The organism is Microcoleus sp. B13-B6, from assembly GCF_036705405.1.
In the GTDB taxonomy this organism is placed as follows: domain Bacteria; phylum Cyanobacteriota; class Cyanobacteriia; order Cyanobacteriales; family Microcoleaceae; genus Microcoleus.
This window is the reverse complement of sequence record NZ_JAUBUJ010000040.1, coordinates 33,738-51,133: the sequence shown is the minus strand read 5'-3', so window position 1 is coordinate 51,133 and position 17,396 is coordinate 33,738. Positions and strand designations below refer to the sequence as shown.

The 17,396-nt window shown below is 47.3% G+C and carries 14 protein-coding genes; 8 read left to right on the top strand and 6 right to left on the bottom strand.

What is annotated here, in order from left to right; translation table 11 throughout:
- Positions 1–43: 43 nt before the first annotated feature.
- Together QUB35_RS18985 and QUB35_RS18980 are read right to left on the bottom strand one after the other, a co-directional pair.
- Positions 44–808, bottom strand: a complete 765-nt coding sequence (locus QUB35_RS18985) for an MORN motif-containing protein (RefSeq protein ID WP_333143330.1) — start codon at positions 806–808, stop codon at positions 44–46.
- Positions 809–1,023: 215 nt separating this feature from the next.
- Positions 1,024–3,000 carry a hypothetical protein gene (locus QUB35_RS18980; protein WP_333143329.1) on the bottom strand — a complete coding sequence of 659 codons (1,977 nt, stop codon included), beginning with the start codon at positions 2,998–3,000 and terminating at the stop codon, positions 1,024–1,026.
- A gap of 200 nt (positions 3,001–3,200) precedes the next feature.
- Here QUB35_RS18980 and QUB35_RS18975 point away from each other — a divergent pair, with 200 nt between their 5' ends.
- The 3 genes from QUB35_RS18975 (at position 3,201) to secG (ending at position 6,640) form a co-directional block, all read left to right on the top strand.
- Positions 3,201–3,896, top strand: coding sequence for a retropepsin-like aspartic protease (locus QUB35_RS18975; RefSeq protein ID WP_333143328.1), 696 nt, complete (start codon positions 3,201–3,203; stop codon positions 3,894–3,896).
- Between the two features lie 426 nt (positions 3,897–4,322).
- On the top strand, positions 4,323–5,924 hold the full coding sequence (gene gpmI, locus QUB35_RS18970; protein ID WP_333143327.1) for a 2,3-bisphosphoglycerate-independent phosphoglycerate mutase: 1,602 nt from the start codon (positions 4,323–4,325) through the stop codon (positions 5,922–5,924).
- Positions 5,925–6,400: 476 nt separating this feature from the next.
- A complete protein-coding gene (secG, locus tag QUB35_RS18965) occupies positions 6,401–6,640 on the top strand; it encodes a preprotein translocase subunit SecG (RefSeq protein WP_333103648.1) in 240 nt (79 codons plus the stop codon).
- Here secG and QUB35_RS18960 read toward each other — a convergent pair.
- A complete protein-coding gene (locus tag QUB35_RS18960; protein ID WP_333143326.1) occupies positions 6,635–6,841 on the bottom strand; it encodes a hypothetical protein in 207 nt (68 codons plus the stop codon). The genes secG and QUB35_RS18960 overlap by 6 nt on opposite strands.
- Before the next feature lie 74 nt (positions 6,842–6,915).
- Here QUB35_RS18960 and QUB35_RS18955 point away from each other — a divergent pair, with 74 nt between their 5' ends.
- Positions 6,916–7,662, top strand: a complete 747-nt coding sequence (locus QUB35_RS18955) for a peptidase (RefSeq protein WP_445252047.1) — start codon at positions 6,916–6,918, stop codon at positions 7,660–7,662.
- Between the two features lie 74 nt (positions 7,663–7,736).
- A complete protein-coding gene (locus QUB35_RS18950; RefSeq protein WP_333143324.1) occupies positions 7,737–8,171 on the top strand; it encodes an NUDIX domain-containing protein in 435 nt (144 codons plus the stop codon).
- A 154-nt stretch (positions 8,172–8,325) separates the two neighbouring features.
- Here the strand turns inward: QUB35_RS18950 and QUB35_RS18945 are convergent, their stop codons facing one another.
- Positions 8,326–8,805 carry a rhodanese-like domain-containing protein gene (locus QUB35_RS18945; protein WP_333143323.1) on the bottom strand — a complete coding sequence of 160 codons (480 nt, stop codon included), beginning with the start codon at positions 8,803–8,805 and terminating at the stop codon, positions 8,326–8,328.
- A gap of 412 nt (positions 8,806–9,217) precedes the next feature.
- On the opposite strand from QUB35_RS18945, the gene QUB35_RS18940 reads away from it, so the two are divergent.
- The 3 genes from QUB35_RS18940 to QUB35_RS18930 are packed head-to-tail and all read left to right on the top strand — an operon-like array spanning position 9,218 to position 13,432.
- The gene (locus QUB35_RS18940; protein WP_333143322.1) at positions 9,218–9,940 is read left to right on the top strand and encodes a hypothetical protein; all 723 of its coding nucleotides are present in this window, start codon (positions 9,218–9,220) and stop codon (positions 9,938–9,940) included.
- Between the two features lie 52 nt (positions 9,941–9,992).
- Entirely contained in the window at positions 9,993–11,969 is a 1,977-nt protein-coding gene (locus QUB35_RS18935; protein WP_333143321.1) for a P-loop NTPase fold protein, read from the top strand.
- 2 nt (positions 11,970–11,971) lie between these two features.
- On the top strand, positions 11,972–13,432 hold the full coding sequence (locus QUB35_RS18930) for a DUF1802 family protein (RefSeq protein ID WP_333143320.1): 1,461 nt from the start codon (positions 11,972–11,974) through the stop codon (positions 13,430–13,432).
- Positions 13,433–13,491: 59 nt separating this feature from the next.
- Here QUB35_RS18930 and QUB35_RS18925 read toward each other — a convergent pair whose 3' ends face one another.
- Positions 13,492–14,283: a Uma2 family endonuclease gene (locus QUB35_RS18925; RefSeq protein ID WP_333143319.1), complete on the bottom strand. Its 792-nt coding sequence runs from the start codon at positions 14,281–14,283 to the stop codon at positions 13,492–13,494.
- A gap of 48 nt (positions 14,284–14,331) precedes the next feature.
- Entirely contained in the window at positions 14,332–17,343 is a 3,012-nt protein-coding gene (locus tag QUB35_RS18920; protein WP_333143318.1) for an EAL domain-containing protein, read from the bottom strand.
- Between the last annotated feature and the right edge of the window lie 53 nt (positions 17,344–17,396).

Below are 17,396 nucleotides of genomic sequence, written 5' to 3'. Positions count from 1 at the left end.
CCGATTTCTGGTCAAAAGTGGCCTGAAAACCTCAATTTATGCTTTACGAAACTCCGCGTTTGCCGTTGCGAAATACCCCCGGAAAGCGCCTGCCGCTAGCATCGATCATCGTTCCGACACCGTGAGGCACTCCCTTTCGCAATTCTCCTTCATAGCGCGTACCGTTGGGGAAAGTGCAGGTGACACTAGCATCTAGTTCTTGATTAAAAAATCTGCCGGAACAGCGAGTGCCGTCTTTGCGTACTAATACCCCTGGGCCAAAGGGCGAACCTGCAAAGAATTGTCCTTCGTAGCGATCGCCGTTGGAGTAAAAAAATTGACCCCGCCCTGCTGGTTGGCTGCTAATAACATTAGTCTGAAGGTTCTGGACGACTCCGAAGTCTCCCACGTAGCGCTCACCGTTGGGGAAAACCACCGTCCCATATCTCATCGTGCCGTCTTGGAACACGCCTATGTAGCGGGCATCATCTTTAAAAATGAATGTCCCTCTACCATTGGGCACTCCCTTCCGAAATTGTCCTTCGTAGCGATCGCCATTAGCGTAAACGTAGACTCCACTGCCGTCGGGGAGGCCGTTAACGAAGTTTCCCTCGTAATTATCGCCTGTCTCGTAATTGCATTTCACTCTTCCCGTCGGAGGATTTCCTTGGCAGAAGGGAGAGCGTTTTTCTTCTTCGGGTTTTGCCTCTGGTGTTGGCTGTGGTGTTGGTTGAGCCATTGATGGCTGGGGATTCAAGAGATTAGTGGCGCTGCCTATACAAGAAGCAACTAATATCACCATCCCTAATTTTTGAATTGAACCGAGCATGAGAAATCTCCTTTGACTTCCATTACTAATAGGGATTTTATAGAAGCTAAGACTCGCTGAAAAGTCTTCTATTTTTTAATCCCTAATGTTTCTTCCCAGAAGCGACTAACTCACTCTATATTAATTTTACCTTCAGATTCGATATCAGCCATAAACCCTAAGGGCAAAAATTAGAGTTTTTGCCCTTAGCATTTTTCATGCTTTAATGTCAATTTTCAGCGCCGCGTTGAGCTATTCGGATTTGGCCGACGGCTAATAACTGCATTGGCGGGTTTTTGTTCGCGACTTGCAGGTTTTTCGCCAACACCTTTGGCTACCTCAACGCCGTTTTCCTCTAGAATTACGACGGGATCTCCTCCGGGCTTGATATCCACCCGCTTCACCAACACTTGCCCGTTAGACAACCGCTGCCCGACTTTGACATATCGGCTGGTTGGTTCATTCGGTACTTTGACAATCACTTGCGTCTCGTTCCCGACTTTTACCACCCCACTGACTTCAGTGCCTGTAGCGAGGTCAGTAGAAGGCGGTGGCGGTGCTGCAGGAACTACGGGTATCTGGGGAGGAGGTGGGGGATTGGGGTCTCTCCACTGGGGCGGGCGCTTGTCTACTGGCAGTTCCGGCAGATCCGGCACTCCTATGGGTCTAGCTGCAATGGGCTGGGGCGGGCGCGGGGGTGCAGGACGGCGCGGATTCCTACCGGTAGTTGGTGATGAAGTTGGACGGCCGCCCAATTGAGGCGTATTGAGTCCCGGAACTTGGCGCGGCGAGCCAATTTCCGATCCATCGCCTCCCGGCAGAGAAGGATCTCCGGGGCGACTGCCCAATTGAGGCGTATTGAGTCCCGGAACTTGGCGCGGCGAGCCTATTTGCGCGCCTTCGCCTCCGGGAAAACCTGGCTGTCCGGGGCGACTGCCCAATTGAGGCGCATTAAGTCCCGGAACTTGGCGCGGGGAGCCAACTTCCACGCCTTCGCCTCCCGGCAGAGAAGGATCTCCGGGGCCCGCTGCTATTAACGGTGATCCCGCTGGGCGACGCCCTACTGGCGGGGGGTTTAGCCCAGGCACTTCTGGCAACCGGGCTAATTCCCGACCCAGGGCCCTCTCGCCTTCGGGCTGACGATTTGTCGGACTTTCGGATAGAACTGGCAGAAGAGGAGCTTTTGCGATTGTTCGCGCCTCATAGTCTTGATCGCGGAGGGCTGCATCAAGTCTATTCTTACCCTGTCGCCAAACTGCTTGCAGCAAATTTCCTCGCGTCACGCAAGAAAGTTCCCCCCTTCTTACTGTCGGCGGTCGATATACCTCAATTGCCTCGGCAATTTCCGGCACGATGGAACATCGGAGAGCATCAGCAGGTGATCTTTCTCCATAAATGTCCCACAAGTTTGAGGCTGTCCGATATTCATCCAGGGCCTTTTCTATTCTTCTGAATAATGGTCGGTTAGTTAGTAGTAACTCTCGTCTGACTACACCAACATTATCCTCTCTCAATGTTCCGTAAATAGTGTCGACCAATGTACCCACATCCCTATCGTACTCAGAGTTTTGTGTGGTCTCGTCTAGCAAAGCCTGAAGCGTCCTGAATTCGTTGACAACGCGTCTTGCTGTCGGGCTGAGATTGATTTGGGGAGCGGCCGGGCCTCTGAGCTTAGTTCCTCCAATTTGGACTGGGCGGGATAGTTCTGGCAGTTTAGGTATCATTGCCACCTGTCGCTGTGGCAGTTTGGGCAACGGATTGGCTGTCATGGGCCCTGCTGGGACTCCGCCGGGGATATCGCCAACTCCGGGAGGGTTTTGAACTGCGATCGGTGGCAGCGGCCCAAAGGGGTCTAACTGAGAAGGATTCGGTGTCACAGGGCCTTGGGGCACCGGCTGAAGCGGAAGCGTTGGATTCCTGTTTTTGTTGTTGCCGATGCCTGTTTGAGCCTGTCTCGCTCGTTCGTCTGGGTTGGTCGATCGAATTAACCCTGGAGGCTGGGCCGCTACTACTGGAGACTGGAATGTCTGAGTTCCTGGGGTGGGGCTGGCAGAGGCTGCCGGAGATGGAGAGGCTGCACTGGGGCTGGGGCTGGGGCTGGCTGTGTTGCTGCCCTCGCCACCACAGCCTGCGATCGAGAAAGCTAGTAGTCCTATAGTTGCAAAATATAAAAGTTTGTGCATTGCCGATCGTCCCCAAATGCTTAATTTCAAGATATCCAACAAGGCTCTGCAATTACAGCCTGTTGCCGTTTATCAGTTTATCTGTGTTCGATGTTATGCGATCGCTTGAAAATTGCCAAGTTTTCCTCACGATCCGATCGGACTCTTCGGCCGCTGGGTTTTGTGGAGCAAGTTAGGATATCAATGGCGGTCGTTGTGGGAAATATTGAAGCAATCAAGGTATTTAGATCATGGCAAAAGTGATTCTCAAGCGGATTTGGCGATCGGGCTTTGTTTTTGCGACCGTTTTGGTGGGTGTGGGATCGGTGGGGGGCGGCCAGGTGCATTCTGATTCACATCAGCCAGAAACCCAGGTGATGACATTGATGCCCGATGTGAGTTCCCAGCAGCACGCGCGGCGCAGCTATCCCGTTCCCCGCAGGGGTTCCCGAAGGGTAGGGAATCGCACTATAACGGGATCGGGATTGACAACTGGCAAATTGTACTCTCAGTTTTGGAACCCGTCAAATGGTGGTGCCAAACCCCCAGCAAATCAACGGGCGAAGCCTCCGGGGAATCCACAGGTATTTCAAGCTAAAATCAAGCGTCGCGCAGGCGGGACGCCGGTGATTGATGTGGTATTTAACGGCAACCAGACTTTTGAGATGATTCTCGATACCGGCGCCAGTGGCACTTTGATTTCTCAGCGGATGGCTACTGCACTGGGAGTGAGGCCGGTGCGTACCATCAGAGCGGGGATCGCTGACGGTAGCTTTGTCGAGTTCCCCATCGGCGTAGTGCGATCGATTCGGGTTGGGGGTGCTGCGATCCAAAATGTCGAAGTGGCGATCGCCAAACAAATGCCAATAGGTCTGCTCGGTCACGATTTCTTTGGCAATTACGATGTCAAAATTAAAAAAGATGTTGTAGAATTTTATGTCCGCTGAAAGTGAGCCGATTCGGAAACGGATTTTTGCTCAACTGGTTTAAAGTTATTCCCAGCCCAGTCAAAGCTGTTTAATCTATTCCTTGAGGCAGTAGTAAAAGTCCGCCATCTGTGGTATTCTTTTTAGTGTTTAAATAGCAACCTACCGTTAAACAATTCGTGAAAATGCGGCCGCAAAAGCAGGGTCGCTGTTGGTGAGATAGGTAACAGCCTCCGACTGTGCATTCACAGTACAGCCCAAGGCAATCAATTAAACAATTCCCAAAGCAGGTCGAGATTAGTTCCCACAATGCTGTGGCTAAGGGAATTTTGGTTGGCATTGTTCAGCCGGAGCCGAGAAAATATGTAAACTGATTAGCGGCAGATGTTCCGCAAAATCGGAAATCATGAAAATCGAGAAATTAATTATTGTAAATAAGGTATTCACATGGCACAAGCGTCTGTATCTCCTGTAGTGCTGATTATTCTAGACGGCTGGGGTTATCGTGAAGAAAAAGACGGAAATGCGATCGCCACTGCGAAAACACCCGTGATGGACAGTCTCTGGGCCGCTTATCCCAGAACTCTGATTAAAACATCGGGCCGGGCGGTAGGGCTGCCAGACGGACAAATGGGTAACTCAGAGGTTGGTCACTTGAATCTGGGCGCGGGTCGCGTGGTTCCTCAAGAGTTGGTGCGGATCTCGGATGCAGTGGAAGACGGTTCTTTGCTCAACAATAAAGCGCTGGTTGGGCTTTGCGAGAAAGTTCGCGCCACGGGCGGCAAGTTGCACCTGACTGGTCTTTGTTCTGAAGGTGGGGTTCATTCCCATCTCAGTCATATTAAGGGTTTGCTGCAATTAGCAAAAGCACAGGGAATTTCGGATGTTTGCATTCACGCGATTACAGACGGCCGTGATACTACTCCGAAAGAGGGTGTCGAAGCTCTAGGCAAGATTGAAAGTTATATCGCAGAGGTAGGGGTGGGTCGGATTGCGACCATCAGCGGCCGCTACTACGCGATGGACAGGGACAAGCGCTGGGATCGGGTGCAGCGGGCTTACGAGGTGATGACGACTGAGGGTGCGCCTGACGGTCGATCGGCGGTTGATGTGTTGCAGGCCTCTTATGCTGAAGGAGTGACCGACGAGTTTGCAGTTCCGACTCGGATTGCTCCGGGGGCTGTGGCATCGGGGGATGGGGTAATTTTCTTTAATTTTCGCCCGGACAGGGCTAGAGAATTGACTCAGGCTTTTGTGGTGCCCGATTTTAAGGGGTTTCAACGGCAGTTAATTGAGCCGCTGGCGTTTGCGAGTTTTACTCAGTACGACCCGAAGTTGTCGTCGGTAATGGTGGCTTTTGAACCGCAGAATTTGAACAATATTCTGGGCGAGGTGATTTCTAAGCACGGTTTGCAGCAGTTGCGGACGGCGGAAACTGAAAAGTACGCTCATGTGACTTATTTTTTTAATGGGGGTCTGGAAGAGCCTTTTATCGGGGAACACCGGGAGTTGGTGCAGAGTCCGATGGTGGGGACTTACGATGAGGCGCCCCAGATGTCGGCGGATTTGGTGACGGATGGGGTGGTGACGGCTTTGGAAAAAGGCATCTATTCGTTGATGGTGATTAACTACGCTAACCCGGATATGGTTGGTCATACGGGGATGATGGATGCGACGATAATTGCGATCGAAACTGTGGATAAATGTTTGGGGCGGCTGGTAAGCGCCATTAGTAAAGCTGGGGGAACGGCAATTATTATTGCTGACCACGGAAATGCTGAGCAGATGTTTGACGATGACGGGAATCCCTGGACGGCTCACACTACTAACCCCGTGCCGTTTATTCTGGTAGAAGGTGAAGGTCTGAAGATTCCGGGCCACGGAACGGATGTTCCTCTGAGGGCGGATGGTTCTTTGGCGGATATTGCGCCGACGATTCTGGAGCTGTTGAGGTTGCCTCAGCCCCCGGAGATGACGGGACGTTCTATGATTGAACCCGCTAATTTTGAAGTTCGCGCCAATCGCACTCCGGTGCGAGTCCGATTGTAGTAGGGACGCAGGATTAGGGACAAAGGCGCTGTGCATTGGTGTCAACTTAAGCTGTCATCCGCCCAGTCCTCCCGCCCATCCGATAGTCCGCCAGGGAATGAATTCCCTGTCTAATAGCGAAAGTCCTCTCAAGAGGACTAATGAGTTTAAAAATTCGGCGTTGGTGAATTGGGGTATGAAATTTGTAGGGGCAATCCCCCCGTGGTTGCCCCACTGCTGACAGCGTAAGCACTTAGAATTACCCCATCAGGCAAAATCATACTTGGATTCAGCAGCACCAAAAATTCTTCTTTTCAGTCCTCTTAAGAGGACTTTCGCTTTGAGACAGGGAATTCATTCCCTGGCGGACTGGCGGACTAACAGCTTAATTTGACAACAATGGGTACGATGCTGTGTCCCGGAGGAGATTGTGTGCGATCAACCGAATTTGATATGATAATAAATTACCGATTACTAATTACCAATTACCCCCGATTATGGATATTGTTTCTGTGTTACAAGTTATCTGGTCTTTGTCTGCTTTAGGACTTGTGATTTTTGTGTTGCTGCACAGTCCTAAAGGCGATGGTATTGGAGGGATTGGCGGACAAGCTCAATTGTTTACCAGCGCCAAGAGTGCAGAAACGAGTCTGAACCGCATTACTTGGGGTCTGTCTATTGTTTTTATGGGTTTGACTGTGATTTTGAGTGCTGGTTGGTTGACGCCTAAGTTATAAAATTTGGATTTGTAACCACATTAGCTCACGGGCGGGACGCCCGTGCCACATTAGTTCACGGGCGAGACGCCCGTGCCACATTAGCTCACGGGCGAGACGCCCGTGCCACATGAGTTCACGGGCGAGACGCCCGTGCCACATTAGCTCACGGGCGAGACGCCCGTGCCACATTAGCTCACGGGCGAGACGCCCGTGCCACATAAATAAATATTGTGGGGAGTAGGGGTTGGGCTTCTAGCCCGCCCTAAAGATTAAATTTAAGTGCGGTTGCAAAAATGCGGTTGGGGAAAGTGACATTAAAACCTCGATTGCTGGCTGGTTTGGGATTGGCTTTATGTTGTTTTAGCCTGATAATTTTTACTCAGGTTAATACTCCGGCGGCGACTCTTTCTTCTCTCCCGAATAGTTTCCCGAATCCACAGGTTCATCCTTTGCCGCCAACGCTGGCGAATTGGCAAGATTCCACGGATAGTGGTGATTATTTTGACCAGGTTAAGCCACCGAATTTTGGTCATTTGTTGTGGTCGAAGTTTCCGATTCAGGTTTATGTTGAGCGTCCAGTTGATGGTAATAAGTCTGAAGAATGGGTGGGGGCTGTGTTGGATGTTGTCCGGGAATGGGGGGTCTATTTGCCTTTGGAAGTGGTGGATATTTCGGAGGTGGCTGATATTAGGATTTTACGTCGGGCTCCGCCTTTGCGTCAAGGGGTTTTGCGATCGCGCTCTGGAGAGGCTACCTATGAATTGTACCCCGGTCGGGATGGGGATAAAACTGTGTTATCTCATCGGTTTTCGGTTTATTTGAATCCGAATCAAGTGGGTAAGTATATTCCGGCGACGGCGCGGCACGAGTTGGGTCACGCTTTGGGAATTTGGGGCCACAGTTTGATGGAAACTGATGTGCTTTATTTTTCTCAGGTGAGAAATCCTCCGCCTATTTCAGCGAGGGATGTTAATACTTTGAAGCGGGTTTATGAACAGCAGACTCGGTTAGGGTGGGAATTTCAGAGACTCGGCGATTGAAATCGCATCTACTCAAGTTAAGTTCGCTTACGCGGACTAAAAAAACATAATAGTTAATAGGAAATATCAGAAAAATGAAAGATGAATGTTTTGGGATTGTGCCGATTTTTGGAAAAGAAGCTGATGCTTTGTTTTTGTTGATTCAACATCAAGCGGGACATTGGGCGTTTCCGAAAGGTCACGCGAATCCGGGGGAATCTCCTGCGGAAACGGCAAGGCGGGAATTTCTGGAGGAAACTGGTATATCGGATTTTGAAATGCTGGATGAGCCGAGTTTTACGGAACACTATTCTTTTGTTAAGGATGGGGAGCCGATTGAAAAGACTGTGACTTATTTTTTGGGTTTTGTCAATTCGATGGAAGTTGTTTTGCAAGAGGAGGAAGTTCAAAATTCTGCTTGGCTTTCTTTTGAGGAAGCTGTTACACGGATTACTTTTGATGCCAACCGCTTAATGTTCGCGGAAGTTAAGGCATATTTGGATAGCAGGAAGTTAAGAGTCGGCGGTTGAAACCCATCCTCTACAAAGGAAGTCTCTCTCTAAGAGATTAAGAAAATATAAGACGGATTTGGTATAAGTTCGGATAGTAAAACCCGGTAACTTTTGCGATACCGGGTTTATTAAGTGTCAGATTCTGTGGGCGAATCCTGCCGCCAATCTGAGGTTATTTCTTCGTTTTCTGAGCTTCGGCGTGGTGTTGCAAGCGAGAGAAAACGTTGTAGGCGTCGGGGCCAGGAGTATCGTGTTCGCCAGAGCCGTCCATAGGGCCGTCAATGGCTTTCCAAGCAGGAATTCCGCCCTTTAGTTCGGCTACTTTTTGAAAGCCTGCAGCGCGGAGAAGATTGGCAGCTTCGGCGGTTTGTTGGTCGTTTTCGCCGTAGATGTAGATGTCGCGGATGGGTTCTAAACTCGATTGTGCGCGCTCAACTAATTCGTCCATTGGCATCATTACCGCGCCGGTAATGTGGCTTTTGGTGAAGCTTTCAAAATCACGAGCGTCGATGATTGTGAGTCCGGGTTCGCCCCAATCTAAACGGGCTTTGAGGTCGTGGCTAGATGCTTGAGCTTTTAAACCAGGAGGGGTGGGAGTCAAATCTGGAAGTTTTTCTTTGATGTCGGAAATTTGATCGGGAATAGTTTTCATGGGTAAAATCTTGTTCAATGTTTTGATTGCTATTGCAATGTAACAAGATGTTTAGGTTGAATTCGTCTTTCTAAAGGCAGAATCCGGTATTGAACTAAAGTCGCATTTAATCTGGTTTGCTGGTTGTTAGCTGCGGTTGGGATCGCTACATTTGTTGAGGTTGCTAGAGCATAGCGGGCTGTGCTTAAAATTGTTTCGATCGCATTTGGTGCAGAGAAGTTGAAGTGCGATCGCTCGTTAGATCCGGTATTTTATCAAAGAATTCAATTTTAGTCAATCCCTATTATTTTTAAATGAAATTTGCATAAGTTGTGCGTAGCCTCGCGCGGATTTTTGCGGAAAAGTTTAAATGTTGGCCAGGAAGGTTTCTGGTAAAATCTAAGAGTAAAAACAAGTATTTAAAGGTATGAATATGTCTGAGAAAGATGAAATTCCGGTGTCTAACACTTTGACACCGGAAGAGCAAGCGGTGTGGGATGCGAAGGCGAAAGTTCGGGTACTGCTGAATTTGTGGGATTTGGGCGGCGGGAAGATGAAGGTGAAAAAGGGGGATTTGACTAAGCGGATTGTTCGCACTAATGAGACGAGTCAGAGATATCTGGGAGTGCTCGGCGAGTTGCAGGCGACTGGGGCGATCGAGTATTCGCTGGTAAATCGGGTGACGCTGGTGGAATTGAGCGCGAAAGGGAAAGAAGTTTTAGCGGAAGGCTTGAAAAGTAAGGATTCTCTGTTTGAGTTTGATGGTTCTCAAATTGGTACTCGGCTGGGAAATTCTTTGTTGAAGTGGATTCGGCATCAGGATGGTGCGGCAAGTGTTGCGGTTGAGAAGGGGAAAGGGGATGTAGGGACGATCGCATCATATAACGATTTTAAGGCTGTGGCGATCGATGTGTATGACAGCTTGAACCGGGATTATAACTTAGATGATTTAGTGCCGATTTATCGGATGCGGCGAGAAATTGGGGAAAAAGTCAGCCGTTCTCAGTTCAGCGAGTGGCTGTTGGAAATGCAGGCTAATGACATTTTCCAGCTAATGGCTGGAGAAATGCGAGACATCACCCCAGATAAACGTGAAGACTCAATCATCATTCCTGGCGGCACATTGCGTTACTATGCCAAGCGTTTGAATCCATAAAATTGTTCTCAATTTTTTTCTAGTTCGTTACCTCACCTCACACCTAATAACCATGAATAATCTACCAGTTTCTCCAATAGAAGCCATCAATGCTGCGATTCAAAATCACAATCCTTTTAGTAAATCTGGAATTGTTAAAGAACAGGCTATTTGGACAAAAGGTTTTCCTGATCTTCCTACTCTAAATGCTCACGCTTCCGATGCAATTTTTCAGGCTATTGAAAAAGTACGGACAATTCGATCTAGTCAAGAAAAGGTGACTTCACTGGTATTAACTGCTGCAATGGGAGTCGGAAAAAGCCACGTTTTGAGTCGTGTTCGCCACAGACTAGAAAGCACTGGCAGTGCTTTATTTGTTTATGCCAGTGTTAATAATTACACCGACTTGAACTTTGCAAAACATCAATTTCAGCAAACTTTAGCTAACAGTTTAAGTCGCGTAGGTAGGCAAGGTGTCATGCAGTGGCAGGAAATAGCGGCAGCAATGGCAAACGAATGTTTCAAAGCGAGGAATCCTGCTGCACCGAATCTTTCTCCTCAAAAACTACTCGATCAATTTGATGAAGTCTGTGCTAGTTGGGCTACTAAAAATAAGAATTACATGAAAGCCCTGACTAAGCAAGTTCTCAAATCCAAATCAAAGGCAGATCCTTATATTGTTAGAGCTGTTTTGTGGACTTTATCAGAATTTGAAACACCTTTTGCTATTAAATGGTTATCTGGTGAAGAGTTAGATAAATCTAAAGCTGAGGAACTAGGATTGCCAACTAATTCCGGCAAGACTAATCAGGGCAGAGAAGCAGAAGCTCTTAATAATATCCAGCAAATTTTAAATTTGGTGAGTTACTACAGTCCTATAATCATTTGTTTTGATGAAATAGATGTAGACACCAATTGTAGAGATGATGGATTCACAACCCCGCAGGTAATTGCCGATCTCGTTAAGCGTTTGTACGATACTCTCGAACAATCAGAACTCAGTCAAGGTTTGGTTATTATCACAGTAATGTCACCCGATACTTGGAAAACAGTTAATATAATGCCTGCTGGCATACTCGATCGAATTTCAACATACACACAGCGAAAACCCATCGAGTTAAAATACTTGAATGGTGATTCCTTAGTAGATTTAGTCAAGTTATGGTTGGAAGATTTTTATAATGTCAGGAATTTAACCCCTCCTTATCCCCTCTACCCATTTGAGGAAAATCAACTGAGAGAATATGGGAAAAATAAGCCAACGGTACGGGAAGCTTTGACATGGTGTGCAGAGAATTGTAAAGTTTTTATACCTCAAATATCTGAAGATCCAAAAGATGCTGTTAAGCGGTTTGAGTTGGCTTTAACCAATGAACTTGATGCAGATATCCGAGAGGAGATGAAAGATAGTGTCACAATTGCTAATGCTATTTGCTTTGGCTTTTCAACCCTGATAGGTGAGACTATTGACAACGTAAAAATTAATAATATTATGACAGATGTGAAACCAAAATTAGAAAATGGGCGTTGGATTGATTTCAAGATAATTGGTGTCGAAAATGGACAAAAGATAAAGATTGGTGTTGCAGTCATTCAAACTTCTCAATCTGACTTAGTTGCAGGATTAAGGCGCTTAATTGACTATCAAAAATTTGATTTAACGCGGGGTTGTTTAGTCCGTTCTCAATCAAAAATAGAGAAAATGAGCAAAAATTCTCAAGCCTACAAGCTACTAGAAAAACTCGTATCAGTAGAAAAAGGCGGTGAGATTGTGTATTTGATTGAAGAGCAAATAAAACCGCTGATTGCTCTTCGTGCTGTTTATGAAAAATGCACAGAGTATAATTTAACAAAAGACGAGGTTTTGGCTTTTATGTCTCAGAAGAAGCTCATTTTTTACAATCTTTTACTGCGAGAAATTTTGAGCGATCCGTCCAATCAAATGCCTGTAGTCGATGATGAAGATGAACTCGACCTTTTAGCAGACATTTTCAACCATTCCAACAGTGATGATACAGATGCTGGTGATCTAAGCGGCTCATTTAGTTAAGTATGAACCAATCAATTTTACTTCAAACAGCGCTGGCTTTACCAGTTCCAGATATCGAAGCTTTAATCCAAGGACAATCTATCGCAGCTATACCTCGGATGTTCCTGAATCCGGGGCGAACATTTGCCCTCTATCCAGCCGATATCTCGATTAATTTGCTGCCTCACGAACAACATTATCGCTCAAGTTTTTGGCCTGTTGCTCAAAACGCACTTGCTCAGTTAAATTCTGAGAAAGTTTTCATTAAAGCTTGGGCTAGATGTGAATTGTGCCAAATACTAAACGATCCTGAATCATTAGAAATTTTGTCGCAGTTAACAGTCTGGACAACAGAGGCATTACAGCAAACTCTCCTAGAAAAACCTTATCTTTTTATAGCTCATCTTCGCGTTTATCTGCTACCTCAGCCGCTGGAAATGCCAGTGCATCCGAGCGGCAATTTTGTATCTTTGCCCAAATCCCTAACTGTTACTGATTCAACGCCTGTGTTGAGCGAGTCTATGTTTGCCAAACGCCGTCAAAAGCTGGAAAAACTAGAGCCGCCAGAACATCCAGAATTGGAAGAGTTGCAAAGTGCATTAGTGCTTTTATCCACCACCAACCCAAAAGCCAAACAACTAGACGCAGAAATCAAAATGTTTCTAGGTTGGTCGGAAAAATTACCAGCAGCAAAACCAGATATAGATTTAGATTGGATTAAAACGATCGCAGCTTTGGGAAATCGCAGCATAGAACTACAAGAAAAAAAAAGCAACTATCAAGCAGGGACAGATTTTGAGAATGTCACACGTCAAAGCCTTGAATTCTTAGGATTCAAGATAGAGAATGAGTACAAAGGCGGTGCTGGTGGTTTGGATTTATTTTGTTCCAAACCTTACCCCTTAGTTGGTGAGTGTAAAGCGGGTAGGCTTATCCCTAGTCGAACTGCTGAGGAATTGATTAAACTAGGAGGAATGCACTTAGGTGCGGATAAAATTTTAGGATATACCAAGTTAGTGATTGGCCCTGGCAATCCTTCGGCGGATATGTTGAAATCAGCACAACAATGGAAAATTAGTATTATTAATGCCATGACTTTACAGAAGCTAGTTGAGTTAAAAGCTAAATATCCAGGTGCTGTCAACTTAGTTGAACTCAAGCCCTATCTAGAAATGGGGCGGCAAATTGACGACAGAATTAAGGATTATATTGAGAAAGTTGAAAGAGAAATTAGGCTGCGATCGCAAATCATACAAGCAGTTAAACAACTTTGCTCAGATAGCGACTTTACAACGGTTGTTGAGATTAGAGTTCAATACAATGCTACATTTGCCGCCACTGATTCTAAGCTGACAGAGGAATCAGTAAAGGATTTGACTATAGAACTTTCTTCACCGCTGACTGGTTACTTAGGGCGAATTAAAGGAGAAAATGGGCAAAGCGATCGCTTTTATTTCCTGCGCGACTTGCCACTAGATGATTGAGATAGATCAATGGCGATTAAGAGCGGGATAGCTTCGCTTCACGTACTTGATCTAATTTCCTACACAGCATCAGGATCTACGCCCAATTCCCGCAACCTTGCCGCCAATCTTTCAGCGCGTTGATGTTCCTCTTGGGCACGTTGACCCTGCTCTTGGGCCCGTTGGCGTTCCATTGCAGCTTCCTGTTCGAGTTGCCGCAATTGAGCGTTTTCTGCCTTAACTAACTCCTCTACCAATGGCGGGTTTAGTATTTCATCCACCGATAAAACTAGATCGGGAAATACTACAGATTCCATTTCCTCACCAGGCAAGAAATCTGTATACGTGTAACCATCTTCACCTTCAATCAATGCAAAAAGCCGGATTTTTTGCTTCCCCGTTTTAGGGTCAACAATGCAATATTCTGGCACATTCGCTAATTCGTACTCTCCGCGTTTAATCACGTAATCTTCGCGGCGATTTTCGCTGACTACTTCTACCACTAACAGCGGCTTTTCATCAAATTCGAGGATACCTGCACCTGGTCTAGCAGCAGCTTGTTCCAAAAGACTTTGAGTGCAGACAACTACATCGGGAATCCGAGATTTATCTTCATCTGTTCTCACTCCCAGACCCGTTTTTACTACTAAGTCAAGATTGTGTTCAGCTAGGTAACGCTGCAATTGGTAAACAAAATATTCGCAAATTTTGATGTGTAAAATTGTGGCTGTTGGCATCGGGATTAATTTGCCTTTGTACAGTTCATATTTTACATCAGATTCTCCTTGATAAACTCTGTATTCTTCAAAGGTTAAAGTTGGGGAAGTATCGAGTTGCTGGTCTGGTAAAACTGGGGCGATCGATTGAGACATAGGTTTTGGTATGAGTTTGCCTTGATACAGTTCCTATTGTAGTTCAGTTCACCATTTGGGCGATCGCCTCAACAAGGCTGTAGCTGCCTCACTGTCGAGAGGTTTAGAGAAAAAGTACCCCTGACCGTACTCGCAGCCGATCGACCGCATTTGAGCCAATTGGACGGCGGTTTCGACACCTTCTGCCACTACCTCCATCCCCAAACTGCGGGCCAGCATGACGATCGCCCGCACGATTTCCAAATTTTCCCCCATTTCCCCGATGCGACTGACAAAAGAGCGATCGACCTTCAAAATATTAATCGGGAACTTGTGCAAATAACTCAGAGACGAATAACCAGTGCCAAAATCATCAATGCACAAATCAATCCCCAAGTCTCTCAACTGCGAAAGCATCGCCGCCGCCGCTTCCCCATCTTCCATCACCACACTCTCAGTAATCTCCAACTTCAAACAGCGAGCATCAACACCTGTTTCCTGCAAAACTTGCTTAATTTGCTGGATGGATTCCGGTTCCGAAAACTGCCTCCCGGAAAGATTTACTGCTACAGTCAGCCGCGAATTTCCCCCAGGTAAATTCAAACTCTGCCACTTAATAATTTGGCGGCAGCTTTCGTTCAAAACCCACAAACCCAAAGGCATAATTAACCCAGTTTCCTCCGCCATCGCAATAAATTCCATCGGGGAAACTAAACCCCGTTCCGGGTGCAGCCAGCGCACCAGCGCCTCAAATCCGATAACAGAACCAGTTTTCAAACTAACGATCGGCTGATAATAAACAGTAAAAGGACATTCCAATTTTAAAGCGGTCACTTGCGACTTCGGACGCTCCAATCTGCGATCGATTTCACTCATCGGCGAGTTTTCCGCCGCCGTCCCACACGCGAAATCCACGATCGAATATTTCAAATTTAATTCTTCAACCGACTCCCGCAAATCGTGTTCCAAGTGCATCAAAGCCACAGCGCGAGCGTGCATCGCACTGGTAAAAACTTCGTAGCGAGCTTTACCGAGAGCTTTTGCCCGGTACATCGCAATATCAGCATCGCGCAAAATATCTCCCGGCCACTGATATTTGTCGGTATTCAAAGCAATGCCGATGCTAGCAGTAATTAAAACTTTATTACCTTCCAAATTCAGCGGTCGTTCGATCGTTTTGAGAATTGCCTTTGCTTGGGCGATCGCCTCATCAACACCATGAATGTCTTCCAGCAAAATCACAAACTCATCTCCCCCCAGACGAGCCACCGTATCGCCTGGCCGCAAACAAGTCAAGAGACGACGAGCCACAGCCACCAACAGCCGATCGCCCGTGCGGTGTCCCTGACTGTCATTAATCACCTTAAACCTGTCCAAATCCAGAAACAGCACCGCAAACTGCTCGCTCGGATGCCGTTGGGCGCGGGCAAAAGCTTGCCCCAACCTGTCAGTCAACAAAGCACGGTTGGGCAACTCCGTCAGCGCATCGTGCAAAGCATCGTGCAACAATTGTTCTTCAGCCAGCTTGCGCTCAGTCACGTCGTGACAGTTGACCACAATTCCCCGCACCGAAGGTTCGTTGAGCAAATTAGTCGCCACCGCTTCCAACACGCACCAGGAACCATCCTTGTGTTGCACTCGGTATTCCGCCATTCCCAGGCTAACTTTCGGCATTTGCATGACACCTTTGAACACTTGATCCACTATCAGCAATTCGTCAGGGTGAATCAAGTCAAATATAGATCTGCCGAGCACTTCCGCCGTCGGGTAGCCCAAAATCCGCTCTAGGGAAGGAGAGACATAGCGGCAAAAGCCTTTCTCGTCGAGAATCACAATAATGTCTCTAGCATTTTCAATCAACGATCGAAAGCGCTTTTCGCTTTGCCGCAGCTCTTGTTCGGTGCGCTTTCGATCGGTAATATCGGTATTCATGTAAATCAGACCGACAATTTTCCCTGTAGCGTCTTTAATAGCATCGGCCCGCAGCAACACTTGCAAAGTTTCACCGCTTTTAGTGCGGTTGATAATTTCACCAAACCAAGAATAACCTTGGGCGATCGTGTCGAGTACCTCCCTGGCGACTGCGGGGTCAGCAAAAACTGCCGATATACCTCCGGCTAGTTTAAATTCCTCTGCGGTGTCCCACTCAAATAGCTGAGAAAACGCTTGATTTTGATAGATGTGAGTGCCGTTCGCATCGCTGATGCCGATCGCGTCACTCGAACTTTCCACCGCCTTGCGAGTCAGCACCAGAGCTTCTTCTGCCCGCTTGCGCTCGGTAATGTCAATCCCCACCAGACAAGCAGCTTTGCCCTCATCGTACTTTTGAGCCACAATCAAATAGTATCCCTCCGACTCTCCCCCATCGGTTTGTACCTTAACGTTGAGTTCTTTAACCGCTTCCGTAGCGTCGTCGGCAAAAAACTCCACCACAAAAGAGTTAAAATCCGAGCTAGCAGCCAGAAAACCAATATCTTGACCGACAAAAGCCGACGGCGGCAAACCATGCAGTTTGGCTAAGTGCTGGTTAACCCCCAAATAGCGCAAATCCGAGCTAATCCAAGATACCGTTCCCGGAACTGCTTCCAAAATCGTTTGCAGTTGGTCGTTCGCTTGCTGCAATGCTTGCTGCACTTCACATATTGGTTCCGACAAATCATACTGAACTCCTACAAAGTGAGTCAAATTAGCGTTGTCGTCTCGCACGGGAGATAGCGATAATTTGCTCCAAAAAGGAGTGCCGTCTTTGCGGTAATTTTTGATTGGTGTCTGGATTGCTCGACCTTGGCGCAAGGCGTCGCGGATTTTAGCTACAGTAGTTCGATCGGTATCCGGGCCTTGCAAAAATCGGCAATTGCGCCCCAAGATTTCACTGGCGCAGTAACCCGTCATCCGTTCAAAGGCCGGATTGCAATAAATTATGGGACAATCGGGTGCATTGGCGTCAGCAATGACAATGCCGCAGCTACTAGCTGCCAAGGCTCGATCGCGTAGCCACAGTGCTTCTGACGCACTATGGCGATCGTCGGCACTCCCCACTTCACCTAAATTAGAAATTGACTGGTTCTCCCGATCTCCCATCAGCCGAACTTTCAAGCAAACCTTTACAATTTCCGAGTTGCTTCTTACTTTAA

Coding starts and splice junctions, on each gene's coding strand:
- QUB35_RS18955 (WP_445252047.1), top strand. CDS start 6,916: ATGCGGTTGGGGAAAGTGACATTAAAACCTCGATTGCTGGCTGGTTTG.
- QUB35_RS18950 (WP_333143324.1), top strand. CDS start 7,737: ATGAAAGATGAATGTTTTGGGATTGTGCCGATTTTTGGAAAAGAAGCT.
- QUB35_RS18930 (WP_333143320.1), top strand. CDS start 11,972: ATGAACCAATCAATTTTACTTCAAACAGCGCTGGCTTTACCAGTTCCA.
- QUB35_RS18975 (WP_333143328.1), top strand. CDS start 3,201: ATGGCAAAAGTGATTCTCAAGCGGATTTGGCGATCGGGCTTTGTTTTT.
- QUB35_RS18920 (WP_333143318.1), bottom strand. CDS start 17,343: ATGGGAGATCGGGAGAACCAGTCAATTTCTAATTTAGGTGAAGTGGGG.
- QUB35_RS18935 (WP_333143321.1), top strand. CDS start 9,993: ATGAATAATCTACCAGTTTCTCCAATAGAAGCCATCAATGCTGCGATT.
- QUB35_RS18945 (WP_333143323.1), bottom strand. CDS start 8,805: ATGAAAACTATTCCCGATCAAATTTCCGACATCAAAGAAAAACTTCCA.
- QUB35_RS18940 (WP_333143322.1), top strand. CDS start 9,218: ATGTCTGAGAAAGATGAAATTCCGGTGTCTAACACTTTGACACCGGAA.
- QUB35_RS18925 (WP_333143319.1), bottom strand. CDS start 14,283: ATGTCTCAATCGATCGCCCCAGTTTTACCAGACCAGCAACTCGATACT.
- gpmI (WP_333143327.1), top strand. CDS start 4,323: ATGGCACAAGCGTCTGTATCTCCTGTAGTGCTGATTATTCTAGACGGC.
- secG (WP_333103648.1), top strand. CDS start 6,401: ATGGATATTGTTTCTGTGTTACAAGTTATCTGGTCTTTGTCTGCTTTA.
- QUB35_RS18985 (WP_333143330.1), bottom strand. CDS start 808: ATGCTCGGTTCAATTCAAAAATTAGGGATGGTGATATTAGTTGCTTCT.
- QUB35_RS18960 (WP_333143326.1), bottom strand. CDS start 6,841: ATGTGGCACGGGCGTCTCGCCCGTGAGCTAATGTGGCACGGGCGTCTC.